19 protein-coding genes are annotated in these 25,055 nt (G+C 63.4%); 7 read left to right on the top strand and 12 right to left on the bottom strand.

Translation table 11 applies throughout. The annotated features are described in order from the left end of the window. The first annotated feature begins 143 nt into the window (after positions 1-143). The 6 genes from ACQY4G_RS08895 (at position 144) to ACQY4G_RS08870 (ending at position 8,170) form a co-directional block, all read left to right on the top strand. Complete coding sequence (locus tag ACQY4G_RS08895) at positions 144-482, top strand: P-II family nitrogen regulator (protein WP_067691461.1); 339 nt, start codon at positions 144-146, stop codon at positions 480-482. Positions 483-540: 58 nt separating this feature from the next. Continuing rightward, positions 541-1,950: a type I glutamate--ammonia ligase gene (gene glnA, locus ACQY4G_RS08890; RefSeq protein ID WP_421990345.1), complete on the top strand. Its 1,410-nt coding sequence runs from the start codon at positions 541-543 to the stop codon at positions 1,948-1,950. A gap of 179 nt (positions 1,951-2,129) precedes the next feature. Next, positions 2,130-5,798, top strand: a complete 3,669-nt coding sequence (locus tag ACQY4G_RS08885) for an autotransporter domain-containing protein (RefSeq protein WP_428483061.1) — start codon at positions 2,130-2,132, stop codon at positions 5,796-5,798. Positions 5,799-5,937: 139 nt separating this feature from the next. Beyond that, on the top strand, positions 5,938-6,534 hold the full coding sequence (locus tag ACQY4G_RS08880; RefSeq protein ID WP_421990341.1) for a lysozyme: 597 nt from the start codon (positions 5,938-5,940) through the stop codon (positions 6,532-6,534). Between the two features lie 90 nt (positions 6,535-6,624). Continuing rightward, the gene (locus ACQY4G_RS08875) at positions 6,625-7,593 is read left to right on the top strand and encodes a hypothetical protein (protein WP_421990339.1); all 969 of its coding nucleotides are present in this window, start codon (positions 6,625-6,627) and stop codon (positions 7,591-7,593) included. A gap of 10 nt (positions 7,594-7,603) precedes the next feature. Then, on the top strand, positions 7,604-8,170 hold the full coding sequence (locus ACQY4G_RS08870) for a fasciclin domain-containing protein (RefSeq protein WP_421990337.1): 567 nt from the start codon (positions 7,604-7,606) through the stop codon (positions 8,168-8,170). A 7-nt stretch (positions 8,171-8,177) separates the two neighbouring features. Here the strand turns inward: ACQY4G_RS08870 and ACQY4G_RS08865 are convergent, their stop codons facing one another. The 4 genes from ACQY4G_RS08865 to ACQY4G_RS08850 all read right to left on the bottom strand — a co-directional run bounded on the left by ACQY4G_RS08865 (position 8,178) and on the right by ACQY4G_RS08850 (position 16,792). Further along, positions 8,178-12,389, bottom strand: coding sequence for a translocation/assembly module TamB domain-containing protein (locus ACQY4G_RS08865; protein ID WP_421990335.1), 4,212 nt, complete (start codon positions 12,387-12,389; stop codon positions 8,178-8,180). Next, positions 12,389-14,485: an autotransporter assembly complex protein TamA gene (locus tag ACQY4G_RS08860; protein WP_421990333.1), complete on the bottom strand. Its 2,097-nt coding sequence runs from the start codon at positions 14,483-14,485 to the stop codon at positions 12,389-12,391. Before ACQY4G_RS08860 ends, ACQY4G_RS08865 begins: the two co-directional genes overlap by 1 nt. A gap of 43 nt (positions 14,486-14,528) precedes the next feature. After that, positions 14,529-15,371 (bottom strand): arginyltransferase, encoded by an 843-nt coding sequence (locus tag ACQY4G_RS08855; RefSeq protein ID WP_291175590.1) that lies wholly within the window; start codon positions 15,369-15,371, stop codon positions 14,529-14,531. Positions 15,372-15,541: 170 nt separating this feature from the next. Further along, on the bottom strand, positions 15,542-16,792 hold the full coding sequence (locus ACQY4G_RS08850; RefSeq protein ID WP_421990331.1) for a threonine ammonia-lyase: 1,251 nt from the start codon (positions 16,790-16,792) through the stop codon (positions 15,542-15,544). Between the two features lie 109 nt (positions 16,793-16,901). On the opposite strand from ACQY4G_RS08850, the gene ACQY4G_RS08845 reads away from it, so the two are divergent. Continuing rightward, on the top strand, positions 16,902-18,551 hold the full coding sequence (locus ACQY4G_RS08845) for an amidohydrolase (protein ID WP_421990329.1): 1,650 nt from the start codon (positions 16,902-16,904) through the stop codon (positions 18,549-18,551). Here ACQY4G_RS08845 and tatC read toward each other — a convergent pair. The 8 genes from tatC to argS form a co-directional block, all read right to left on the bottom strand. Beyond that, complete coding sequence (gene tatC, locus ACQY4G_RS08840; protein WP_421990327.1) at positions 18,536-19,330, bottom strand: twin-arginine translocase subunit TatC; 795 nt, start codon at positions 19,328-19,330, stop codon at positions 18,536-18,538. The two genes, ACQY4G_RS08845 and tatC, sit on opposite strands and share 16 nt — an antisense overlap. Position 19,331: 1 nt before the next feature. Next, positions 19,332-19,766: a Sec-independent protein translocase protein TatB gene (gene tatB / locus ACQY4G_RS08835; RefSeq protein ID WP_421990325.1), complete on the bottom strand. Its 435-nt coding sequence runs from the start codon at positions 19,764-19,766 to the stop codon at positions 19,332-19,334. A gap of 24 nt (positions 19,767-19,790) precedes the next feature. Continuing rightward, positions 19,791-20,021: a twin-arginine translocase TatA/TatE family subunit gene (gene tatA / locus ACQY4G_RS08830; RefSeq protein ID WP_067691494.1), complete on the bottom strand. Its 231-nt coding sequence runs from the start codon at positions 20,019-20,021 to the stop codon at positions 19,791-19,793. 61 nt (positions 20,022-20,082) lie between these two features. Beyond that, positions 20,083-20,697, bottom strand: a complete 615-nt coding sequence (gene scpB / locus ACQY4G_RS08825) for an SMC-Scp complex subunit ScpB (RefSeq protein ID WP_421990323.1) — start codon at positions 20,695-20,697, stop codon at positions 20,083-20,085. Further along, positions 20,697-21,506 (bottom strand): segregation and condensation protein A, encoded by an 810-nt coding sequence (locus tag ACQY4G_RS08820; protein WP_291175573.1) that lies wholly within the window; start codon positions 21,504-21,506, stop codon positions 20,697-20,699. Before ACQY4G_RS08820 ends, scpB begins: the two co-directional genes overlap by 1 nt. After that, positions 21,503-22,525: a beta-N-acetylhexosaminidase gene (gene nagZ / locus ACQY4G_RS08815; RefSeq protein WP_421990321.1), complete on the bottom strand. Its 1,023-nt coding sequence runs from the start codon at positions 22,523-22,525 to the stop codon at positions 21,503-21,505. The genes ACQY4G_RS08820 and nagZ overlap by 4 nt, the downstream gene beginning before the upstream one ends. An 81-nt stretch (positions 22,526-22,606) precedes the next feature. Next, positions 22,607-23,299: an SPOR domain-containing protein gene (locus ACQY4G_RS08810; protein ID WP_421990319.1), complete on the bottom strand. Its 693-nt coding sequence runs from the start codon at positions 23,297-23,299 to the stop codon at positions 22,607-22,609. Between the two features lie 2 nt (positions 23,300-23,301). Further along, positions 23,302-25,041, bottom strand: a complete 1,740-nt coding sequence (argS, locus tag ACQY4G_RS08805) for an arginine--tRNA ligase (protein ID WP_421990317.1) — start codon at positions 25,039-25,041, stop codon at positions 23,302-23,304. Between the last annotated feature and the right edge of the window lie 14 nt (positions 25,042-25,055).

Here is a 25,055-nt window from a genome sequence, read left to right as displayed (position 1 = left end):
TCGGGCAGGGAGAGCCGCCCAGCTTGATCCGACCGACGCATTTCCGCCTATTGCGTACTTGGCACGCTTCTTGGAACACGGGCGGGCGCGACGCGTAATTTACGTGCGATACGGGTACCAGACTTCTCGGGGGACACCGCCAGGTGAAAAAGATCGAAGCGATCATCAAGCCATTCAAGCTCGACGAGGTGAAGGAGGCGCTGCACGAAATCGGCGTGTCCGGCATCACCGTTACCGAGGCCAAGGGTTTCGGCCGCCAGAAAGGCCATACCGAGCTTTATCGCGGTGCCGAATATGTCGTCGATTTCCTGCCCAAGGTGAAACTCGAAGTGGTGGTGCCCGATGGGATCGCCGACCGCACGGTCGAAGCGATCGCCGCCACGGCACAAACCGGGCGTATCGGCGACGGCAAGATTTTCATCACCGCGATCGAGGGTGCCCTGCGCATCCGCACCGGCGAGAAAGACGACGACGCAATCTAAAAATTTGGCGGGGCATCGTCCCGCAAACGCAGTTCCAGTTCAAACGGAGGCAATACCAATGGCAAGTGCAAGCGACGTCCTGAAACAGATCAAGGACGAAGGCATCGAATGGGTCGATCTTCGCTTTACCGACCCCAAGGGCAAGTGGCAGCACCTGACCATGGTCGCAGGCGTGCTCGGCGAAGACGAGCTCGAAGATGGTCTGATGTTCGACGGTTCTTCGATTGCCGGCTGGAAGGTCATCAACGAAAGCGACATGATCCTCAAGCCCGACCTCGACCGGGTCTATGTCGATCCGTTCAGCGCCGAACCCATGCTGATCGTCTTCTGCGACATCGTCGAGCCTTCGACCGGCGAATGGTACGGGCGCGACCCGCGCTCGACCGCCAAGCGCGCCGAGGCCTATCTCAAATCGACCGGTATCGGCGACACCGTCTATGTCGGTCCCGAGGCCGAGTTCTTCATGTTCGACGATGTCCGCTTCGAAGACGGCTATGCCGGTTCGGGCTATGCCATCGACGACGTCGAATTGCCGACCAACAGCGGCAAGGAATACGAGAGCGGCAACCTCGCCCACCGTCCGCGCGCCAAGGGCGGCTACTTCCCCGTGGCCCCCGTCGACAGCGCGGTCGACATCCGCGGCGAGATGGTCTCGACCATGATCGAAATGGGCCTCAACTGCGACAAGCACCACCACGAGGTGGCCGCCGCGCAGCACGAGCTGGGCCTGACTTTCGGCACGCTCGTGGAAACCGCCGACAACATGCAGATATACAAATATGTCGTGCACCAGGTCGCGCATATCTACGGCAAGACCGCGACCTTCATGCCCAAGCCGATCAAGGACGATAACGGTTCGGGCATGCATACGCACATGTCGATCTGGGACGGCGGCAAGCCGACCTTCGCCGGCAATCAGTATGGCGGCCTGAGCGAAAACTGCCTCTATTACATCGGCGGTGTCATCAAACACGCCAAGGCGCTCAATGCCTTCACCAACCCGACCACCAACAGCTATAAGCGCCTGGTTCCGGGTTTCGAGGCGCCGGTGCTGCTCGCCTATTCGGCGCGCAACCGTTCGGCATCATGCCGCATTCCCTACGGCGCGGGCGACAAGGCTAAGCGCGTCGAGTTCCGTTTCCCCGACGCGATGGCCAATCCCTACCTCGCCTATGCCGCGCTACTGATGGCCGGGCTCGACGGGATCACCAACAAGATCCACCCGGGCGAGGCGATGGACAAGAACCTCTACGACCTGCCGCCCGCCGAACTGGCCGACGTGCCGACCGTCTGCGGTTCGCTACGCGAGGCGCTGGAAGCGCTGGAGGCGGACCACGACTTCCTGCTCAAGGGCGATGTGTTCACCAAAGACCAGATCGAAGCCTATTGCGAACTGAAGTGGGACGAGGTCCTGCGGGTCGAAACCACGCCCTGCCCGGCCGAATTCGACATGTATTACAGCGCCTGATCCGGCTCCGCCGGTCAATCGGCATTAGTATCGAAGTGGCGGCCGGAGCGATCCGGTCGCCTTTCTCTTTGAACTGTATGAAAAAGTGCGTCCTTGCTGCCACATTGAATCGAAAAACGAGTCACAACGCGGTCGCAAGGCCCTTCCCTTTTCACTTCGGTCGGTTCTAGAACAATCGTATGCGGGGCTCGGGCCCGCGTTTGCGAACCAATCCTGGAGGGGCTTTCGTAATGAAATCTAGTTTTAACCGCACTGGCGGCCGCCTGTTGGCGGGTGCTGCCACTATCGCCTTGTCGGCAGTCGCGATGAGTTCGCCTGCACATGCAATTGTGCCGAACGACAACTTTACGCCTGATGAAATCGTCGATGAAGAAGGCGATGTTAACGGCGTCGGCATGATCATCACCAATCAGGTTGGATTGGGTAGCATCGGCATCTGTACCGGAACGCTGATCAATCCGCGCACCGTCCTGTTTGCCGCACACTGTGTCAATGATCGTGACGCAAGCGACTATGATGGCGAAAATGTGCGCGCATCGGTGACATTCACGGTCGATGCCTTCCCGGGCATTCTGGACTGGTTCGGTACGGGCCAGACCAATACGGATCTGTTGGTCTACAATATCAATCAAATCCGCTACGATCCGCGATCGTTGCAGAATCCGCAGGCACTTGGCTTCATCGAAGCAGACATTGCCATCGCCACGCTGGATACGCCGGTCGGAACACAGTTCGATCCGACCACCAATTCGCTAGTGTCGACCATTCCGACTTGGGCGCTCTTGTTCTCGCCTTTGCCTTCGCCAGACGAAATCGATCCCGTCAACGGTACCGGTTATCACGTTAATATCACCGGCTATGGCCGTACCGGGAGCGGTACGACGGGCGACATCCAAGCGATCGATTTCCGCCGTCGTTCGGCCGAGAATATGCTGGGCGGACTGCTGTCTCTCGATGATCGCAATGATGCATTCTTCGGGGGTGACGGCGAACCATTCCTGCCACAGAATCTCTACCAGCTCGATTTCGACGATCCGGCCCGTACGGATGGCGACGACACAACCGCGCCGGATTTTCGCGATCTCAACCTCTATCGTGACGATCCCCTGGTCCGTGAAGGCATCACGGCGGGCGGGGATTCGGGCGGCCCCCTCATCCTGGATGCCGCGAATAACGATCTGTCTACCGAGAACCTGCAGATCGGTGTTCTATCCGGTGGCTCGAGCTTTTTTGGCTCAACTGGCTTCAGCGCCTATGGCTCCAGTTCATTCTACCAGCCCCTGTTCCTGTATTGGGATTACATCGTCGCGACCAATCCTTATCGCTACGTGAGCGCGATTGCAGGAGACGGGGCGTGGGAAGACCCCAATCACTGGCAGACCGACCTCGACCCGATCTATCGTGTCATCAACGAGGCCGGTGAAGTCGTAAATGGCTTGCCGACATCGCCCGGCGCGGGACTGAACGGCACCGATCCGGACTTCGGCGAAGTATGTATTCAGACCCCGTTTTTCTTCGATCCCGCTGGCGTAGATACCACGCTTCCGACCAATCGTTGTGAGAATGTCGGAACCGGAGAAACGACAGTCGATGGCGAACCGGCCTCAACCGCTGCCGTGTCGAACAATCGCGGTGAAGCGGTCCTTTCCGCTGGCACGTCGAACGCTCCTGAAGAAATCGGAGTAACCACAGGCGAATCGAACAATCGCGGTAAAGCACTGGTTTCGGCGAATACGTCGAACAATCGTGGTGAAGCGGTTGTTTCCGCAAGCGCCGGCCATACTGGGGGTCAGGTGATCAGCGGTTCGCTGGAGCAGCCTCATGCGACGAGCATTCTCTTCCCCATCGAACAGGCGCAATATGAGCTTGGACCGGCGGAAGAGCAGCCCCACGGCCCGAGCGGCGGCCCTCCGGAGTTTGCGGACGCCGACAATCCGGATCCCACGCTCGATAACGGTCTGCCCGGTGCAACCGGGTTCGTCCCCGACAATATCGATCCGGTCATCAGCGCCGATCCGGCGGAACAGGTGAATGCGCGTTACTTCGACGTAACGCTCAGCGCAGCCGGCACGACCACGCTGTCGAGCGACGTGACCATCGATCGGCTTACGGTCGTAGGTGCCGCTGGTCTCGATATCCAGGCCGACGGTGATCTCACATCGCTCATCGACATCATGCAGGGCGGCGGAACGATCAATGTCGACGGCGCTCTGCGCACGAGCGGCGACTATCTGATGATTGCCGGCATCCTTGGTGGTACGGGCACTGTTCAGACTCCGTTCTTCACCAATATCGTCGGCGCCATCGCTCCCGGAACGATGGGCACCATCGGTACCCTCGGCATCGACGGCAATGCGATCCTCTCGTCGGGTTCGACGTTGATGATCGATATCGGACCGGACAACACCTCGGACCTTCTCGAGATTTCCGGGGGTGCCTCGATCGGTGGTGATGTTGTCGTTGGTCCCGGGATCATGCAGCAGGTCAACGGTCTGGGCCAGGAATACACCATCCTGACAGCAGCCGGAGGCCTCGACGGTACCTTCAACGAGAACGATATCTCCGCGATCCTCAGCCAGTCGTTCACGTACACCGATACGGCAGTGCTGATGCAGATCCTCGCCGCGAGCTATCGCACTGTAATCGACACGAGCGACCCCGTGCAGCGTGCCTATGCGCAGCTTTTCGACCAGAACCGTGGCAATTCGGCATTGGCCGAACTCTACGGCCTCGATTTTGCAGATGCGGCCACGATCCAGGCCACTTTCGAAGGGCTGGCACCGGTCGCCGAAACGGCCGTTCAGCAACTCGCTGCTCAGTCCTTCAACGATCTGCAGTCGTTCAACGCCTCGCGCCTGCGGGAATCGAATCTAGCCCGTTCGGGTGGCACCATCGCCACCCTGGGCAATCCGATCCAGACCGCTCAGACGCAGGTATCGCGCGGCAGCCAGCCGATCATGGCCGGTGCGCTTGGCCTCGACCAGGGAGAAGAACCGACCCGTGTCCAGGAAGCCGCAATCCGTGAGGATTTCGCGATCTACCTCGCTGGTGGTCTGATTGAAGGTAACGGCGAATCCATGCCGGGCTACACGTCGATCAGTACCAACGTTAACGGCTACTTCTTCGGTGGTGGGATCGAGTACTTCCCGAGCGAGAACTCCATGATCGGTGTCTCGGGCTACTACTCGGACCTCGACGCCGACGTTGCCTTGCAGCAGCAGGCAGAGGCGAAGATGCTTGGCATTTCGCTCTACGGCAGCGCGAAGACCGATGATGGCTTCGTCATCGACGGCCAAGTCAGCCTCACCGATCTGGATGTCGAGACGGCGCGCACCGTCTCCTTCCTCGGCGGGTCCCAGACCCTGACGAGCCAGAGCAGCAATGGCGGTTTCGCCGCTGCGCTGGGCATCTCCTACGACTTCGAAGGCGACTTCGGTACGGTCTCGCCAGGCATCGAAGCCCGGTATGTCGATCACTCCTTCGATCCCGTGACGGAAATGGGCGGTTCGCTCGCCCTGACTATCAATCGTCCGGACTTCGAGAGCTTCCAGGGTCGTATCGGAGTGGATTACCAGAAGGTCAGCGGTGCATTCCAACTCGATGCCAACATCGACTTCGTGCACGAGTATGAGGACGGACCGTTCCCCTTCTCGGCACAGTTCGCGAATGGCACCGGTCCGGGCGTACTGTTCCCGCTGGCAAGCCAGGACAAGAACTGGGCAGAAGCAGGTCTTTCGGCGAAATTCGATACCGGTCCTGCCACGCTGGGTGTCGGTTTCGACACGACGATCGGGCGGACGAATGCAAGCGCGCAGACCTATCGCGCGACGGCCACGTTTAAGTTCTGATCGAACGCCGCGAGCAATCGCACAAACAGGAAGGGCCGTCCGGGAAACCGGGCGGCCCTTCCTCCATTGCACGAAAGGATTTTCCTACTCGGTATCTGTGTGCCTAATCAGCCGGCCTCTTTGATCATGGAGGCCCGATATGAACCGCAAACCGCTCTTCGATGCCGTCCGCAAGCTGTTGGGGCGCGGCTTCCGCCAGGCCGAAGTCGATGCCCTCGATGCCGCGTTGGACGCCTCGCACGAGGTACCCCAGTCCCCCGCTCCACCCGTTCCATCGCGTAGTATCGGGCCACGCGGCCTCCAACTCATCCGCCAATTCGAAGGCTGCGCGCGCTTGCGTTCCGACGGACTCGTCGAAGCCTATCCCGATCCCGGCACTGGCGATGCCCCGTGGACCATCGGCTGGGGCGCGACCGGAAGGGGCATCGACCCGGGCACAGTATGGACGCAAGAGCAATGCGACGATCGCCTTGCCGCCGATATCGCCCGGCATGCCGAAGATGTGGCTGTAGCGCTCGGCGATGCGCCGACGACGCAGAATGAGTTCGATGCCATCGTGAGCTTCCACTACAATACCGGGGCGATCGGGCGATCGACCCTCCTCAAGCGCCATCTATCGGGCGATCACGCAGCGGCGGCGGCAGAGTTCTCGCGCTGGAACCGCGCAGGAGGACGCGTGTTGAAGGGTCTCGTGCGTCGGCGCAATGCCGAAGCGACGCTTTACCGATCGCGATGAAAACCGAGAAACTCCGCCGTTTCTAACCCCACCGACGACCGGAACCGGAACGGACCCGTCGCCGTTGGGGCAGTAAATGGAGCTTAACAAATGACAACCTTGCTAGCAGCCGCGGCCGCCATCGCGCTCGCCGCAAGTGGAGTCTATGCGGATCCCGGAAAGGGTATCGAGAAGAAGGCGAGTGGGAAAGACAATGTCCCTCACGCTTCGGAACGCGTTGCCGAGCGCAAATCCCGCGGTAGGGGCGAAGCGGCACGCTCGCGCCCGGCCGACCCTCGCCAACACAGTCGCGACCAAAGCGCGGAGAAGGGCGAGAATCGCAGGCAAACCGCCGTCGATGGTGACCACCGGATCGAGCGTTCGGCGGAGCGTCGCCAAACCCGTGCCAAAGCGCTAGGCAAGCAACAAGACTTCGACGGCATGCGCCAAACGCCGGACCATGACTTCCTATCGCGCGATCGCGTACGCGCGATCATCGACGGATGCCCGCCGGGCCTTGCCGCAAAAAACAATGGCTGCCTGCCACCCGGCCAATCCGACCAGCTTGCGAACCGGCTCGAGCGGTGGAACGGCTATGAGTATGGCCCCCGCTTGTTCGGGCTGAGCAATTATGCGCCCGGCCGTTTCGTCTATCGGGATGGGTATCTGCTGCGCCGCGCGGACAAAAATGGCATTGCTGGCTTTATCCCCTTGCTCGGCGGCGCTTTGGCCATCGGTAATAACTGGCCATCGTCCTACGAAAGCTTCACGGTTCCCGATTATTACGTCGACTATTTCGATTTGGGATCCGCTTCATCCTATCGCTTCGCCGACAATGTAATTTACCGGATCGATCCCGAAAATACCGCGATCACTTCCGTGGCTGCTTTGCTGACCGGTGACGAATTCGTTGTCGGCCAACCCATGCCGCGCGGCTACGACGTCTATAACGTGCCCTATTCCTATCGCGAACGGTACGCGGACACAGCCGATGCCTGGTATCGCTATTCCGACGGCTACGTCTATCGGATCGATCCCGCCACTCGGGTGGTCGCGGCGGCCATCGACCTGCTCGTTTGAGGCGATGGGTATGATCGGCAAAGGGAATATCCGCTGTCGGTTCGTAGCGATTGTTTCGCTGCCGTTGCTGGCGGCGTGCGGCGACGTTGAGCCGGATCAGCCCGAGATCGCGACCACGGAAGATGGTTCGCTGACGCTCGCGGCCGCACTGGGGACGAACGACGACCTTGGCAGGCTGCAGCAGGCGCTGGCGCAGTCGGAACTGTCGGGCGTCTTCGACGGTCCCGCCAGCTACACGGTCCTTGCGCCGACCGACATGGCTTTCGAAGACTTGCGTACCGATGGCACGGCGCTCCTCGAAGAAGATCAGCGTCCGATACTCGTTGCGATCCTGCGCGACCATTTGCTGCCGGGACATGTCACTCCGGAGGGTATCGAAGAAGCGATCCGAACGCAGGGCGGCCCCGTAACCATGACGACTCTGGGCGAAACCGATGTGGTCTTCGCAAAGTCAGGCGACACGATCACGGTCGAAATGGGTGGGGCTGCGCGCGCGACCCTTTCGGGCACCGCCATTGCAGCAGACAACGGCGTGGTGATCCCTATCGACAGCGTGTTGCTGCCGCCCAAGGGTTGAATGCGGCTCAATAGTCGCGGCTGATTTCGGCCACGACGCTTTCGCGCCCGACGGTCGAAACCGCCGCGAGCAACGACAACCAACTGGTCACTCGGAACTCGACTTCGGTCGCGCTGTAGCCGCGCCCGTCGGTGATGATCTCGGCATAGAAACGTCGCCCGAAGTTCTTGCCCAGCGCGACCCCGGTCCCGCGCCCGAGGGCTGGATCCGCGCTGACGATCCGCAGCCGATCGAGGCCGATGGCACTGCGCAACTGGTTGATCGGGTCCATCCCGCCCCCACCGCGCAGGCTCGCTACCGCAGCGCCCAATTGCAGCGCATCGGTCGCGGAAAGGCTGGTCACCGAACCGCCGAACAACAACCGCGCGAGCAACTCTTCCTCGGGTAGCGAGGGATTGGAACTGAATGCGATCTCGGGCTGGGTCGCACTGCCACGGACGGTCGCTTCCACGGTCAGGCCGTCGCGCTCAGTTTCGGCACGAATGTCTAGCCTCGGGTCGATCGGGACATTGGCATCGAACTCGATCTCGCCTCGGGTCAGTTCGAAACGCGTTCCGGCGAAGGTGTAGTCTCCGCGCACCACCTCCGCGCTGCCGCCGATCCGCGGATCGTCGGTCGTCCCACGCAGAATGATATCCGCCGACCATTCGCTGTCGAGACCCATCCCGTCGACGTCGATCCTGCTGGCGGCCCGCGCATCGACAAGGTAGCGCCAGGGCCTGCCGGGAGCGACCTGGGGAGCGCGATTGGCCGGAGCGTTTATCTCCCGCGTGGCGATCTGCGGCAGGCGCAGGTCGTCGGCTGCCGTGCCAAGCCTCCAACTCGCCCGATCGACCCGGACGCGGCCCGCAATGGTGCCGCCGAGCCCGTTGGAGACGATTCGCAGCGGTCCGGTGATCGTCGCACTAAGCCCTCCGGTCTCGATCAATTGCGCGTTCCTGGCCGCTATGCGCAAGTCGATGATCGGTCCACGTATCTCCAGCACCCGGCCCTCGACCGCCTCGCCCAGCGTGCGCAGGTCGACGATCCCGCTGCCGCTGACGCTGCCGCCATCGGCAGGCGTCCCGGCAAAGCGGGCCAGCTGGAGTCGCGAACCGCGAAACCGCCCGCGAACGGAGATGTCGCGAATGTCCGTGCCCGACAGCGAACTGCGCAGTTGCAGCGTTTCGCCCGAGATCGATCCACGCACGGTAGGGTCCTCGAGCGTACCGGTCGCATCGGCGGCAATCGCGATCGGGCCGGTAATGTCGAAAGTATCCAGCGCTGCGAGCCGCCAAAGGCTCTCCGCCGCGCCGTGATAGCGCAATTGCGCGAACAGTCCCCCGGCGCGCAGCCTATCGATCAAGATACCCGAGCCGGGTAGGTCCGTAATCCGCGCCTGGACACGACCGCGCCGGATATCATCGTTGCGTAGCAAGGCGCGCGCCTCGAGTTCGGTTTCGCTGAGCCGTGCGACCAGGGCGACATCGACCGGACGCGATGTCAGCACGAGGCCGGAGCGCGTCAGCCCGTCGATCCGTACTTTCGCATCGCTTACCGGCAGCCGATCGGCACCGGTGCGGTAGGTAACGACCCCCGATATCGTGCCCCCCAGTCCGGTATCGGGGCGGACGATGTCGATCAGGGAGAGCGGCATGCGCGCAAGCTTGAAATCGAAATCGAGATCACCGCCGCCAAAACTCCCCGACGCGATCAGACCGCCATCGCCGTAGGAAAGCTGCGTCGGCGCAAGACGCCAGCCGCCGTCTGCCTGATTGGTCAGAACAGCCCGGCGCGGCATGGAAATGCGCCTGCCCGCGAACTCGCCCTGCGCGGCAAGGGCAATGCGATCGGGGCTGATGCCGGCATTGACGTCGAGCACGAACCGCCCGCTGCGCCGACCCGCCAGTGAGGCATCGATCTGGCCGATGCCATTCTCGACCTCTCCCTGCGCCGCGAGGCGGGCGATGAACAGCGTGCCGTAGGAAAGCCCCGCCGCCGTACCCGAACCGACGAAAGTCGTGCTTCCCTGCCGGATCAGACCCGAGGCTTCGACATCGGCGCGTGCAATGCGAAGCGGCGTTTCGCCGCCGAAGCGCGCATTGCGGGCCTGCAACGCAATGTCGAGCCCCTGCCCGCCGCCACGCGGCGCCAGCGCAACCGTTCCGTCGAGCCCGCCCCCGGCGAACGCCAGCATGCCCTCTGCGCCGCCCTCCACGAAAGCGACGCTGCCGGTGACGCCGGTTTCGGATACGCGCATCCGGTCGATTGCGATACGCGTCGGGCCGCCTTCGGGTGCGGTCAGGGCCAACGTGCCCGCGAAAGGCCCGAGGAGCGAATCGCCTGCGGCATCGATCGCGAAGCCCTCGCCGCTCGGTGCAATGGCCAAACGGACATTTTCCAGTCCGGTTGCCGGTCGGGCGAAAACGAGCGCCGCGCTCGGTCCGGCATCGCTCACATTCGCCTCGACCGTGAAATCTCCGAAGTCGACATGCGTGCCCGTTCCCGCCACGCGCGTGGTGCCCTCGCGCACGCTGCCGTCGAGGGTGAGCTGCACCTTGCTTGCATCCACGCGCAATCGGTCGAACTCGAGCGGGGCTGCGCCGCCCATTGCAACTCCGCCGCGCACGCGGATCGGCGCGCCTGCGAGATTGGCGAGCGTGGCATTGGTTACCGGCGAAATCCGCGCATCGAGCTGTGCAGTCAGGCGCCAGGGCGCTCCCGGCGCGAGGGCGAGATCGATCATTGCCGTGCCCCCCGCCCTACCGACATCGTGGAGTACCAGTTGCTGCGCACGCACCGGTCCGCGGATCCGGTATCGCCCGCTGGCAACATCGCCGCGCAGCGCAAGATTGGCGGATGTGCCGGGGAAGGCGATCCGCAGGTCATCGGCCAACAGGCGTGAACCGGTGAGGACCAAAGTCCCCCGCCCGATACCGTTCACCAGGCGTGGATCGACCAGCGCATTGCCGCTAGTCACGCTCGCCACCGCCAAGTCGAGCGGCAGGCTCCAGCGCGTTCCGTCATACTGCGCCGTGCCTTGTTGGCGCAGCCCCGACAGCAGCGTGCCATCAAGGTTGAGCTCTCCTACGCGAAGGTCGTGGGCAATCGCGAGATCGCGCAAGGGCCCGTCAAGCGTGGCAGTGAGCCGCGTGTTCCGCAGCTCGAGACCGTCGCCCAACAGGCCGGGATCGCGCACGAATGCATCCAGTTCGAGCGCGTCGACGCGATTCTCCGCGAGGTCGAGCAGGCCATCCGCCACGAGGCCGAGCCCGCGTCCGATCACCCGCGCTCGGCCATCGAAGACGCGGTTGTCGATCGCCAGCTCCGCCTGGAGCGCCACATCCTCGCCCAGCGCCCGTGCCGGGAACCCAGAAAGATAGTCCGAGGGGTCGATCTTGCCCAGAAGTCCGAAAATGCCGGCGCGATTGGTCAGGCGTAGTGCCGCGACCCGCCCCTCCTCACTCTGGACCAGCAGCCCGCCCGTCCATTGCGACCAGGTTCCATCGCCCCTGATGCGCGCAGTATGAGCAGTGTCGAGGCCGGCCAGCTTTGCCAGTGGACCATCCGCTTCAGCCGCGACATCGAGCGCCATGTCGAAATCGTCGCCATCGGGTTCGGCATCGAGCAACAGCGCCAGCCGGTCGCGCTCCCCCAATCGCCCGTCGAGATCGACCATCAGCCGCCGGTCGGCGACCTGGGCACTGCCAGCCAGATCGACCCTCTGCGCGCGATCCCCCGCTATCCCGCGGGCGAGCGTCAGATTTTCGATCGTGAACTCTTCGACCGAGATATCGAAACCGGGCAGAATCGGTCCCTCTTCCTCGCTCGGCAGAAATTCGGGAATGCGCGCAAGTTGCGCGCGGCGGGCGGCGAAGCTGTCGATCTCGAGCCGGTTCGATAGCCAGGCGCCAGGATTCCAGTCGATCTCGGCACGCGGGATAGTGAGGAAGACACCCTGCGGGTCGGACAATTGCACATCGTGCAGGATCGCCGCTCCGTAAAGATTGCCCTCGATCCTGCCGATCCGGATGTTGAGCCCGTTGGGAAAGGTCTGCTCGGCGATCCGATTGGCCAGGAAGCGTTCGCCAAGCGGCGTGTTGAGCACCACCAGGGCGCTCGCCACGAGAAAAACCAGGGCCGCAGCGAGGCCGAGCAGCCATTTGCCGGTCCTCCCCAGCCGCGAAGCGCTCGCGGACGGAACCGGCCGCTCCTCCAGGGCGTCGACCTCGTCCGCCATCAGAAGGCCTGCCCCAGCGAAATATAGACACCGACTGCGGAGTCCTCCGGCTCAGGATTGAGCGGGAAGCCGACATCCAGGCGGATGGGACCGAAACCGGTGGTGTAGCGAACACCAAGCCCCGCCCCCATCTTGATCTCGCCGAAATCAGGCGTGGTCGATGTGGACACGCTGCCAAGGTCGAAGAAGGGCACGACCGAAACCGCCCCATCGAGCAAGCCGGTGCCGATCCGCGCCTCGATCGAGGCCTCCACGAGGCTGCGCCCGCCTGTGGCTTCCATGAAGTCGTTCTTCGGCCCGATCGCCTGATAGCCATAGCCGCGTACCGATCCGCCGCCGCCCGCATAGAGCCTGCGCGAAGGCGCGATGCCGACGAGCTCGGCCCCCTGGATACTGGCAAAGGCGGCGCGTGCAGCTATCACCGTGCGATTGCCGACCGTCTGGTAGTATGCGGCATCGACGCGGTTGCGCAGGTAGTAATATTGCACGCCCTGTGTGCGCGAGGTTTCGGGCGCGAGAAAGCCCGTCACGCGGAACCCGCGCGTCGGGTCGAGCAGGGAATCGCTGGTATCGAGTGTTGCCCGGCCGAACAGCGCCCCGACGAAATAGGTTTGCCGTGGCCGCTCCACCCCGTCGACGATGCGGTTGCGTTCGTCGGTCGCAAGCACTTCGGCGCCAACTCCCCAGGCGAGCGGCTTTTGGAAAAGGAGGGTCGACGTGCGTTCATATGTCCCCGTCAGCGCAACGGTGCGCGCATCATAGGCGACGGTATCGATGCTCGAGGCATAGGCATCGACGGTGAGAACCTTGTCGCGCCCACCGAAATTGTTCTTGCGGAACGTGATCCCGGCAAGCTGCTCGCGCGTACCGAGGATGCCGCGCAGGCGCAGCGCGCCTTCCGGCGGAAAGAGGTTGCGATGCTCCCAACTCGCCTGGACCCGGATGCCCTCTTCCGAACCATAGCCGATCGCGCCCGCAATGGTGCGCAGCTTGGCCCGTTCCATGGTGACGTCCATCGCGACCACGCCGGGCTCGTCGCCTTGCGGTGGCCGGATCTCCCGCGCTTCGACGCCGACCGCGGATACTAGCCCCGTCGCGGTGACTGCCCGGCGCAAGTCGAATTCGAGGCTGCGGCGATAGATGTCTCCGGATTCGAACCGCGCGATGCGTTCGAGGTGACGGCTCGATAGGAACGCCTCGTCGCTGCTGACAACTTGGCCGAAGACATATTTGCCATTGGGCCGGACGGGCATTGTCAAATCGCCCTCGACCCGTTCGTGATCGATCAGCAATTCGGGCTCGTCGATCTCGGCGAAGGCGTAACCACTCTCGCCCAGCGCGCGGTCGAGATTGAAGCGTTCGGCCATGATCGTATCGGACTGCAGATAATCGCCGACCTGGATATTGAAGGAATCGCGCAACGATGCTGCATCCACCGCAGTATCCAGCCGCCCGAGATCTATAGCTCCATAGGTGTAGCGCGCGCCCGGAATGACGTCGAAGCGTACGCGCGGGCGCTGGTCTGCAGTGTCCTCGCCCGCATCGCGTGTGGCGATGGTGCGGACGATCTCGCCATCGTAATAGCCGTAGACGCGCAGCAGGTTGGTGAGCAGTTCCTCATCTTCGCGCGCCCGCGCTGCGAGCTGAGCGACATTCTCGTCGCCATCGTTCAGTTCTTCGACGGTCGATAGCGCTTCGAAGCGGTCGACGAAATCGCCGCGCTGGCTGAACGGCGGCTCCTGCTGCGGGAAGCCAAGCACCAGCGTGTCGGACAATTGTTCGATTTCCGCCTCGTCGAATGCGACCTGAGGCGCATCTTCGAGCAATTGCGCGAATTCGATGTCGTCTTCGGGTTCCAGCGGTTGGAGCGGCTCGAGTTCGACATTCTCGGGCCAGGCTACCGACATTCCCGGAATCTCTGCGATGGGAGTTTCCGCATCCAGATCGGGCACGGTATCGGCGCCCGGCCCAACCGCGTCGTCGGTTCCCTGCCGCGCCCATTCGTCCGGGTTCTCGACCGCGCTGTCGGGAATCAGATCCTCGAGCGAGGGCGGGACCTCGCTATCCTGCGCGGCAATCGGTGGAGCACCTGCCACGGCGAGCGCGGCAAGGCAGGTGGTCAGCGCTACACGAGCGCTCTCAATCGGCGATCTTGTACTCGGCTGCCAGCCCGTCTTTGGAAGGCAGGGCCTCGTCGCGGCGCTTCGCACGCGGGGCCGTGGCGGCGGCGATAAGGCGCCTCTGCTCGGCATCGGGCATGCGCTCCCATCCGCCACGAGTGAGTCGTTCAAGCGGCCGGTAGCGGACCTTGTATTGCATCCGCTCGGCCCCTTCGACCCAGTATCCAAGGTAGACGTATGGCAGCCCACGATCGGCAGCACGGCGGATGTGGTCGAGGATGATGTAATTCCCAAGCCCGGCGCGATCCCCATGCTCAGGGTCGTAGAAGCTGTAGATCATCGACAGCCCGTCACCCTGGTAGTCCGTAAGGCACGCCCCCACCAGACGCCCCGGTTCGAAGCCGGTGCCCGGCTCCCGATATTCGATCACATAGCTCGTAACGCTGGTGTGTTCCACCATATCCGCAAAGTCGGTTTCTTCCATCTGCGTCATGCCGCCGCCGGGATGGCGCGCAGAGAGATATTTCTGCAGAAGCTCGAACTGTTCGGAGGTGGCCCATGGACGGCATTCGGTGGCGATCAGGTCGTCATTCGCCTTGAGCGTGCGCTTCTGGCTCGACGAGGCGTGGAATTCATTCGCCACCACGCGGACCGACACGCAGGCCTGGCAATCGAGGCAGGACGGGCGATAGGCGACCGTCTGGCTGCGGCGGAACCCGATCCGGCCGAGCGCCTCGTTCAGTTCGTCGGCATTCTCGCCACGCAGTTCGGTGAACACCTTCCGCTCGCTCTTGCCCGGCAGGTACGGACACGGCGCGGGGCTGGTCACGAAAAAGCGGGGGAAGCGAATTGGTGCGGTCACGGTGGCCTGCGTCCTCTCGGGGCTTGGGAATTCCCTGTCTGATAGACATACAATGCCAGAGCGGGTCCCGCGTTAAAACCCTCTTAACCACGAAATATGCAACCCATCCGTCGAACGGCGCGGATTGGTGGAAATGCGACGGCTTGAACGGGCTGCGGCGGCAAGCCGGATCAGGCCAGCTCGGCCAGTTCCACGCTATAACCCTTGGCACGCAGCGCTTCCACCAACCGGTCGATCTGTTCGCCTCCGCGCGCTTCGCATTCGATCTCCGCCGTCAGCCCCTTGGCAGGCAGCGTCGTGAAGATCCGCTGGTGGTAGATCTCGATGATATTGACATCATGCGTATTGAACTCGCGCATCACCTTGAACAGCGCGCCGGGCCGATCCTGCAACACGATCCGGAGCCGCGCGAGACGGCCCGAGCGTGCTAGATCGCGCAGCAGGACGTTGGCCAACAGGCGGGTGTCGATATTGCCGCCGCACAGGACGAGGCCGACGGTCTTGCCGGCGAATCTCTCCGGATTCGAAAGCACCGCGGCAAGGCCGGCAGCCCCCGCGCCTTCGACCACGGTCTTTTCGATCTGCAGCAACAACGATACCGCGTGCTCGAGCTTTGCCTCCTTGACCAACAGAACCTGGTCGACAAGTTCGGCAATTATCTGGCGGGTGAACTCGCCGGGGGCCTTCACTGCAATGCCTTCCGCCAGCGTATCGCCTCCGCAGGGGCGATCATCTCCGGTGACCGCGGAATACATCGAAGGATAGAGTTCGGCCTGTACGCCGACCAACTCGATCGAGGGGTTCAGCGCCTTGGCGACCGTCGCCATGCCGCTCATCAGCCCGCCGCCACCGATGGGCACGACGAGGCAGTCGAAATCGTCCTTCTCCTCGAGCATTTCCAGCGCGACCGTACCCTGCCCGGCCGCCACCAGAGGTTCGTCGAACGGGTGGACGAAAGTGAGGCCGCGCTCGTCCTCCAATTGGCGGGCGTGGGCATAGGCCTCGTCGAAGGTTTCGCCGAACAGTTCGACATTGCCGCCGACGCTTTCGGTCTGCATCACTTTCACGCTGGGCGTGGTCCGCGGCATGACAATGGTCACCGGCACGTCGAGGCGGCGCCCGTGATAGCTCAGACCCTGGCTATGGTTGCCGGCCGATGCGGCGATGACGCCGCGCGCCTTCTGCTCCTCGTTCAGATGCAACAGGGCGTTGAGCGCACCGCGTTCCTTGTAGGCAGCGGTGAACTGGTGGTTTTCGAACTTGAGCCAGATATCCGCCCCGGCAATCTCCGACAGCGTCTGCGAGCGCAGCATCGGCGTCTTGACCACCGCACCTTCGATACGTGCGGCGGCAGCGCGCACATCTTCGAGGGTCAGGAGCTCGGTCGCCTTGGCGGCACGCACGGGAGATGCTTGGGTCATGCTCCGCCCCTACGGCGCGCTGGCGCAGGGCGCAATCGCCGAAAGGGTTTGCCTCGCTCAAGCTATGCCTTATCGCGCACGGACGAAACACGGACGGGGACCGCCTGAAATGAAGTTCAAATTCCTTGCCACTGGCCTCGCCGTCGCTCTGGCCGCACCGGCTCAGGCCGATGTGCTGATCGACAACGTAGAGGGTATGACGATCGGCGAGGACGGCAAGGTCGAACGCTTCACCGCGCTGGTGATCGACGATGACGGCAAGGTCGCGCAGATCGTAAGGTCGGGCGAAGATAAGCCGCAGACCGACTATCGCGAGGATGGCAAGGGCGCGGTGATGATTCCCGGCCTGATCGATGCCCATGCGCATGTGATGGGGATCGGCATCGGCGCGCTGACGCTCGACTTGTCGGATACCACTTCGCTCGACGAGGCGCTCGACAAGATCCGCCGTTTCGCGGCCGAGAACGAGGCGCGCCCGTGGATCCTGGGACGCGGCTGGAACCAGGAAAAATGGGGCCTTGGCCGTTTCCCGACAGCCGAAGAGCTCGACAGCGCCGTGGCCGACCGTCCAGTCTATCTCGAGCGGGTCGACGGGCATGCCGGCTGGGCCAACACTCTCGCCATGCGAGCGGCCGGCATTACCGAAGCCAGCGAGAGCCCCTCCGGCGGTCGGATCGAGCGCATGCCCGGCTCACGGCAACCCTCCGGCGTCTTCGTCGATGCCGCCGAGCAATTGATGCGGGCCGCGATCCCGGCACCGCGTCCCAACGAGCGCGATCTCGCCTTTGCCGAAGCACAGAAGGTGCTCCACCGCCACGGCATCACCGCGGTAGCCGACATGGGTACGACGATCGAGGATTGGCAGGCCTTCCGTCGCGCGGGCGACAAGGGCGCGCTGACGCTCAGGATCATGTCCTACGCCGCAGGTCCCGACCAGATGGAACTGATCGCGGGAGCCCGACCCTCGCCCTGGCTTTACGACGACAAGCTGCGGATGAACGGTGTAAAGCTCTACCTCGACGGCGCACTCGGCAGCCGCGGGGCCTGGCTCAAGCAGCCCTATGCCGATGATCCGGGCAATACCGGCCTGCCGCTGACCAGCCCGGCCAAACTGCGCAACATTCTCGTGCGCGCGGCACAGGGCAATTTCCAGCCCGCGATCCACGCCATCGGAACCGCAGCCAATGAGGACGCACTCAATGCGATCGGCGAGATCGCCGAAAGCTTCCCCGGCGATCGCCGCTGGCGGATCGAGCACGTCCAGATCGTCGATCCGGTGGACCTTCCTAAGCTGGGCCAGAATGGCATCATCGCATCGATGCAGCCGGTCCACCAGACCAGCGATCGAACGATGGCCGAAGCGCGGCTCGGCCCCGACCGGCTAGAAGGCGCCTATGCGTGGAACACGATCCTCCAGCTTGGCGGGCGGCTGGCCTTTGGTTCGGACGCTCCGGTGGAATCGCCCGATCCTTTCGCCGGCCTTGCCGCCGCCACCACACGCATGGACGCCAATGGCGAGCCTTTCGGCGGCTGGCGCCCACAAGAGCGGGTCAACCGCGAACAGGCGCTGGCGGGTTTCACGAGCGAGGCCGCCTATGCCGGATTTGCCGAAGGCCGCTTTGGACGGCTGCTGCCGGGCGAACGTGCCGACTTCGTGCTGATCGATCGCGACCCCCTGCTTGCGACACCCAGCGAATTGCGCGCAACCAAGGTGCTCGAAACCTGGGTCGGCGGACGCAAGGTCTATGACGCCGACTGAGGTTCTTCCGGCTTTTCGACATCCGCTTTGCGCCGCTTCTCAGTCAGGCGCATCAGAAAAAGCGATCCCTCGAATAGCAGCAGCAATGGGATCGCGAGCAGGAGTTGCGACCCCGGATCGGGCGGCGTGATGATCGCCGCGAGCGCAACCACCGCCACTATCACATAGCGCCGCGCCGAAACGAGCTGGGCGCGTGTGACGATCCCCGCACGGTGCAGCAACAGCAAGAGGACCGGCAGCAGGAAGCTCATCCCGAATGCAAGAATGAACTGCATGACCAAGCCCAAATATTCGTTCGCCGTCGGCAGCGCCTGTATTTCGAGCCCGCCCGCGTTGCCTTCGAAACCGAGGAACCAGCGGAATGCGGTCGGCATCACGATGTAATAGGCCAGCGCGGCGCCCATGGTGAAGAGAATCGGCGTCGCCAGCAGGAAGGGCAGGAAAGCCTTCTTCTCCTTCGCGTAGAGCCCGGGTGCGACGAAAGCCCAGAGCTGGTTCGCGATGATCGGGAAGCTGAGACAGAAGCCCGCGAACAGCGCCACTTTCAGCTCGACGAAGAAAACCTCGTAGAGCTTGGTGAAGATCAGCTGGCCTTCCCCGTCGGCAAAGGAATTCTTGAGCGGCTGGATCAGGAAGCCGAGGATCGGATCGGCGAAATAGAGGCAGATGCCGAAGGCGATCGCCAATGCCAGAACGCAACGCACCAGCCGCGCGCGCAATTCGATCAGGTGGTCGAGCAGCGGGGCCTGACTCTCGTCGATATCCTTTATGACGGGCATGTCAGCGGCCTTTGCCTGCTGGCGGCGGATCGAGCGGGAGCGGCGGCTCGTCCTTATGCTCGGGCGCCTTTACCGGTGCCGCGCGCTTGATCGCAGCCTCTGCCGCGGCATCGGCATCCGGCACTTCATTGGCCGAGGCCAGTGGCTCCATCTCGTCGGGTATGAGGTTTTCCGGCGCCCCGCCCTCGGGCGTCGAGCCGTCGGGGTATTTGGCCATGATTTCCTTATTCCGCTTGGCCCACTTTTCTTCCATTTCCTCGATTTCGGCCTGGCGGACGACCTCGTCGAGACCCGCACGGAAATGCCCCGACATGCGGCGCAGCTTGCCGATCCAGCGGCCTGCTGTGCGCAGCGCCTTGGGCATGTCCTTGGGGCCGATCACGAGGATCGCCACGATGACGATCACCAGCAATTCGCTGGCGCCGATATCGAACATGGCCTGCCTCGCTTTCTAGCGAAATTACTTGGTGTCGGTGGTCTGCTTGACCTGGTCCGGGGTCAGCCCTTCATCCGCGGGCTTGGCTTCGTGGCCGATTTGTTTGGCGGGCGCCTCGTCTTCGTCGTTCATGCCCTGCTTGAAGCTTTTGATTCCCTTGCCGAAATCACCCATCATTTCGGAGATGCGCCCGCGCCCGAAGAGGACGAGGATAACGATGGCGATGATGGCGATCTGCCAGACACTAAGACCCATGGGACCTACTCTTTCGAATTGCTTGGCTACGAATATAGGCGTTGCCGCGGCTTAGCGCCAGTCAGGCTTCATCCGAAGTCTCTTCGCGACCCATGCTGTCGCCCGAATCCTCATGCAAACCGTCGGACATGAGCTCGTCATAGGCATCCTCGACCGGGTCGAGCAGGCCCGTCGCGCGCAATTCCGCGATCCCGGGCAGATCGCGGCGGCTCGACAGGCCGAAGTGCTCGAGAAATTCGGGCGTCGTCGCATAGATCGTCGGTCGCCCCGGCACCTCGCGCCGTCCGGCGATCTTAACCCAGCCCGCCTCCATCAAAACGTCGAGCGTGCCGCCGCTGGTCTGTACACCGCGGATCGATTCGATCTCAGCGCGACTGACCGGCTCGCGATAGGCAATGATCGCCAGCACCTCGGTCGCGGCTCGGCTCAGGCGGCGGACCTGTTCCTTTTCGCGCCGGAGCAAGTGCGCAAGATCGGGCGCGGTTTCGAAATGCCAGCGCTTGCCGCGCTCCACGAGGTGGATGCCGCGCTTTTCGTAATCCTCTGCCACACTGCGCAAGGCCGCGCGCACGTCGCCGACTGCCGCATCTCCGAGGAAACTTGCCAGCGCCTCCGCCGTCATCGGTTCTTCCGCCGCAAACAGCGCGGCTTCGACGGCGCGGGCGAGTTCATCCATCAGCCCGGCATCCTGCGAAGATGGAGTGGGCCGAAGGTATCCTCCTGCTGCAGTTCGGCCTTGCCCAGCCGCGCCAGTTCGAGCGCGGCAACGAAGCTGGACGCCAGTGCCGAGCGTTTGAGGCGCGGTTCGGCATGGGGCGGAAGGAAATCGCGCAATTCCATCCAGTCCAGCGTCACGCCGAGCATATTGGACACCCGGTCGAGCGCCGATTCGAGCGTCATCACGGGCCGTTCGCGGACCATGTGGATCGCAGGAGCGGTACGCGCCTTCACCCGCCCATATGCCTCGATCAGCGCAAACTGGTCGCAGCGCCATTTGGTCTTGCGGGCGATTTCGAGACCCTCGGGATCGCCACGCAGGAACACATCGCGCCCGATCCGGTCGCCGCCCAGCAGCCGTGCCGCGGCATCGCGCATCGCGCCCAGGCGCTGGAGCCGCAATTGCAGCTTGAGTGCCAATTCTTCGGGACTTGGGTCTTCCTGCTCTTCCTTGGGCAGCAGCAGGGCCGATTTGAGATAGGCGAGCCATGCCGCCATCACGAGATAGTCGGCTGCCAGCTCCAGTTTCAGCGCCCCGGCGCGGTCGATATAGCCGAGATACTGGTCGACCAGCGCGAGGATCGAGATAGACCGCAAATCGACCTTCTGCCGGCGCGCAAGGTCGAGCAGCAGGTCGAGAGGGCCTTCCCAACCCTCCAGCTCGAGGTAAAGCGCATTCCCGTCGACCGGTGCCTGCGCCGCGATACCATCCCACTCATCCTGCGTTTCAGCGGCAGTTTCGTTGAAAAAGAGGCCATCGCTGGTCATGCCGCGCGCTCCTCGGCGATCGCCAGCAGCGCATCGCGCTTGGCAAGCAGTTCGGCGGTGTCGGGCCCGTCCTGCGGCGGGCGCATTGCAGCATGCACGCGTTCCAGCCGCTCGGTCGTCTTTGCGCGCATCGTCCCGCCACGCTCCGCGATGGCGATCTGGTCGTCCATCTTCGCCCAGCAATTGAGCACGATGTCGCAGCCTGCCCCCAGCGCGCGGACCGAACGTTCGGGGATCGTGCCATCGAGCGCCTGCATATCGATATCGTCCGACAGGAGCAGTCCGTCGAAACCGATCCTGCCGCGGATGACCTCACGAATCACCGTTTCCGAAAGCGTCGCCGGATTCTCCGGGTCCCACGCCTCGAACACGATATGCGCGCTCATTCCAAGGGGATGCGCGGACAGCGTTCGAAACGGCTCAATATCGATCTCGAGTTCTTCTTCGCTCGCGGTGACATGGGGCAATGCCTTGTGCGAATCGCATGTCGCACGGCCGTGACCGGGCATATGTTTGAGGCAGCCTACGATACCGGCCCGGCCCATACCGTCGAGAACTGCACGGCCAAGCGCCGCGACCTGCATGGGATCGCTGCCCAACGCCCGGTCGCCGATGACGTCGTCGGTCTCGGCGCGGCGCACGTCGAACGGCGCATGATAGTCGACCTTGATGCCCATCTCGCCGAGCTCGCGCCCCATTGCCTCGGCATTGACCCGCGCCGCCTCGATGGCGGATGCGGGTGCGATGTCCCACAACTTGGCAAAGGCCTCACCCGCCGGATAGCGCTGCCATTCGGGCGGCTTCATGCGCGCGACGCGGCCGCCCTCCTGGTCGATCGATACGATCAGGTGATCGCGGCCGTGAATCGCACGCAGATCGTCGGTCAGCTTGCGCAACTGCTCCTTGTTCTCGCAATTGCGCGCGAACAGGATGTAGCCTGCCGGGTCCGCCTCCTTGAAAAAGGCACGTTCATCGGCGCTCAATTCGAGACCGGAAATGCCGAAAATGGCTGGCGTCATGCGCAGCAAACTGGGGTTTTCGCTCGAATCCCGCAAGCTTGCGCCCTGCGGGAAGTGTGGAAATTCGGTCCGGTGACCGCCTTATTTGACGAAACAGGCGAGTCCATCGGCCTTGAGCGCTGCGCACAGCCGGTTGGCCGCGGCACGGTCTCCGGCCAGAGCCTGAAGGCGATAAACGCGGCCGATATCGACCTGCGCCTCGACCACGCGATGCCTCACTCCGTTGAGCGCCTCGGTCTGGCGTATCAGGTTCGACCACGCGGTTTCGGCGTCGGCACGACGCGGATAGGCGCCGACCTGCACAGCGGTTCCGGCTGGCGGTGCGGTGCGCGTACCCTCGTTGACCGTCGAGGCGATCGCAGGCCCGGCGTCGCCAGGTTGGTCGACAGGCGCGCCCGGCGGCTCTGCCAGCCTGCCTTCCCGCGTCTGGCCTTCCCCGACCGCAAAACTGGTGTCGCCGGTTCCGGCGAATGTCTTGCCACCCGGGTTTTCGGGCCTGGTCTTATATGGTTCGTCCGGAGCGGCGATCACGCTGCCGTCGGCAGGGGGTTCATCCAATGTCTGATTGGAAACGAACCAGATTCCACCAACCACCACAGCGAGCAGCACAAGCGCGAGCACGCCTAGGAGGATCAGTCGCGACGTGTCGAAGCTTCCCGTTTCTTCCTCGTCCTCGCCCGCCTCGAGCCAGGGCAGGCTTTCGTCATCGGCCAGGTCGAGCTGGTCTTCGCCCTGCAAATCGCCATCCCTATCGTAAGGCGTCGACGCCACCATGCTCACATCTCCTCGACCGCTTCGACCCCCAGGATCGCAAGTCCATTGCGGATCACCTGCCCGACCTGCGCCGCCAGAAACAGCCGCGCTCCCGTCAGTTCGGGATCGCTCTCCTGAATGATCCGCTTCGACGGATCATCATTACCCGCATTCCAGAAACTGTGGAAGGCGGTAGCGAGATCGCCGAGGAAGAAAGCGATACGGTGCGGCTCACGCGCCTTGGCGGCGGATTCGACCACGCGCGGGAATTGCGAGGCTTCGCGAACCAGCGCGAGTTCCTCGTCGCCGAGACGGTCGAGATGCGCATCGCTCGGCTCGACGCCTGCCTTGCGCAGGGTCGAATGGATGCGCGCATGCGCATATTGCAGGTAGAAGACCGGATTGTCTTTCGACGCCTCGACCACTTTGGCGAAGTCGAATTCCATCTGTGCGTCGGATTTGCGGGTCAGCATGGTGAAGCGCACCACGTCCTTGCCGACCTCGTTCACGACATCGGCCAGCGTGACGAAAGTGCCCGACCGCTTGGACATCTTGACCGGTTCGCCGTCGCGCAGCAGCTTGACCATCTGCACCAGCTTGACGTCGAACGGCACGTCGCGCCCCGCGCCCTTGGTCAGCGCGGCGACTGCGGCCTTGATGCGCTTGACCGTGCCTGCGTGGTCGGCGCCCCAGATGTCGATCAGCGCGTCGGCTTTTTCCGCCTTCTGGAAGTGATAGGCGAGATCGGCGCCGAAATAGGTCCAGGCCCCGTTCGATTTCTTGATCGGACGATCCTGGTCGTCGCCGAATTCGGTGGAGCGGAACAGCGGCAGCTCGACCGGCTCCCAGTCCTCGGGCGGCGCTTTGCCCTTCGGCGCTTCGAGCACGCCGTCATAGACGAAGCCGTGTTCGCGCAGCCAGGCTTCCGCTGCCTCGGGCTTCTTTGCCGCCTGCAATTCGGCTTCGGAGGAAAACAGATCGTGATGGATGCCGAGCAGCGCCAGATCTTCGCGGATCATCTCCATCATCGCCGCGACCGAACGCTGGCGGAACAGTTCCAGCCACTCGCCTTCGGGTGCGTCCTTGTACGCCGGTCCGAACTCCTGCGCGAGCCGCTCGCCAACCGGCTTAAGGTAGTCTCCAGGGTAGAGACCTTCCGGAATCGCGCCGATGTCGTCGCCCAGAGCCTCGCGATAGCGAAGGTGCGCGGAACGGGCGAGCACGTCCACCTGGCCGCCCGCATCATTGACGTAGTATTCGCGCGTGACCCGGTAGCCGGCCCATTCGAGCAGGCCGGACAGCGCATCGCCGACCACCGCGCCGCGGCAATGGCCCATATGCATCGGTCCGGTCGGGTTGGCGGAGACATATTCGACATTGACCGTCTGGCCCTTGCCCATATCCGAACGGCCGTAGTCGTCGCCGAGATCGGAAATCGCACGCAGTTCGCGCCGCCATGCATCGGGCGCGAGGCGCAGGTTGATGAACCCCGGACCGGCGATTGCCGCTTCGGAAATGTCGGGCTCGCGCTCCAGATGCTCGACGATCTTTTCCGCCAACGCCCGGGGATTGGTTTTCGCCTGCTTGGCGAGCACCATGGCGGCATTGGTGGCAAGGTCGCCATGCGAAGGATCGCGCGGGGGCTCGACCGTCACGTTTGCGCGCGCGGATTCCGCCGGCAGCACGCCCTCCATTTCCAGAGCGTTCAATACTGCGTCGATGCGGGCCGCGAAGGCCGCGTGAAGTGTCTGCATGTCAGCCATGGCGCGCGCCTAGC

Origin of the sequence: Qipengyuania sp. (genome assembly GCF_965277845.1) — a bacterium.
GTDB lineage: Bacteria > Pseudomonadota > Alphaproteobacteria > Sphingomonadales > Sphingomonadaceae > Qipengyuania.
The sequence above is the reverse complement of the archived record's forward strand: the minus strand, read 5'-3'. Positions and strand labels throughout refer to the sequence as shown.

Excerpts from the sequence above, each read along its gene's own strand:
- glnA (WP_421990345.1), top strand. The coding sequence starts at position 541 with ATGGCAAGTGCAAGCGACGTCCTGAAACAGATCAAGGACGAAGGCATC.
- ACQY4G_RS08885 (WP_428483061.1), top strand. The coding sequence starts at position 2,130 with ATGCGGGGCTCGGGCCCGCGTTTGCGAACCAATCCTGGAGGGGCTTTC.
- ACQY4G_RS08880 (WP_421990341.1), top strand. The coding sequence starts at position 5,938 with ATGAACCGCAAACCGCTCTTCGATGCCGTCCGCAAGCTGTTGGGGCGC.
- ACQY4G_RS08875 (WP_421990339.1), top strand. The coding sequence starts at position 6,625 with ATGACAACCTTGCTAGCAGCCGCGGCCGCCATCGCGCTCGCCGCAAGT.
- ACQY4G_RS08870 (WP_421990337.1), top strand. The coding sequence starts at position 7,604 with ATGATCGGCAAAGGGAATATCCGCTGTCGGTTCGTAGCGATTGTTTCG.
- ACQY4G_RS08865 (WP_421990335.1), bottom strand. The coding sequence starts at position 12,389 with ATGGCGGACGAGGTCGACGCCCTGGAGGAGCGGCCGGTTCCGTCCGCG.
- ACQY4G_RS08850 (WP_421990331.1), bottom strand. The coding sequence starts at position 16,792 with ATGACCCAAGCATCTCCCGTGCGTGCCGCCAAGGCGACCGAGCTCCTG.
- ACQY4G_RS08845 (WP_421990329.1), top strand. The coding sequence starts at position 16,902 with ATGAAGTTCAAATTCCTTGCCACTGGCCTCGCCGTCGCTCTGGCCGCA.
- tatC (WP_421990327.1), bottom strand. The coding sequence starts at position 19,330 with ATGCCCGTCATAAAGGATATCGACGAGAGTCAGGCCCCGCTGCTCGAC.
- tatB (WP_421990325.1), bottom strand. The coding sequence starts at position 19,766 with ATGTTCGATATCGGCGCCAGCGAATTGCTGGTGATCGTCATCGTGGCG.
- tatA (WP_067691494.1), bottom strand. The coding sequence starts at position 20,021 with ATGGGTCTTAGTGTCTGGCAGATCGCCATCATCGCCATCGTTATCCTC.
- scpB (WP_421990323.1), bottom strand. The coding sequence starts at position 20,697 with ATGGATGAACTCGCCCGCGCCGTCGAAGCCGCGCTGTTTGCGGCGGAA.
- ACQY4G_RS08820 (WP_291175573.1), bottom strand. The coding sequence starts at position 21,506 with ATGACCAGCGATGGCCTCTTTTTCAACGAAACTGCCGCTGAAACGCAG.
- nagZ (WP_421990321.1), bottom strand. The coding sequence starts at position 22,525 with ATGACGCCAGCCATTTTCGGCATTTCCGGTCTCGAATTGAGCGCCGAT.
- ACQY4G_RS08810 (WP_421990319.1), bottom strand. The coding sequence starts at position 23,299 with ATGGTGGCGTCGACGCCTTACGATAGGGATGGCGATTTGCAGGGCGAA.
- argS (WP_421990317.1), bottom strand. The coding sequence starts at position 25,041 with ATGGCTGACATGCAGACACTTCACGCGGCCTTCGCGGCCCGCATCGAC.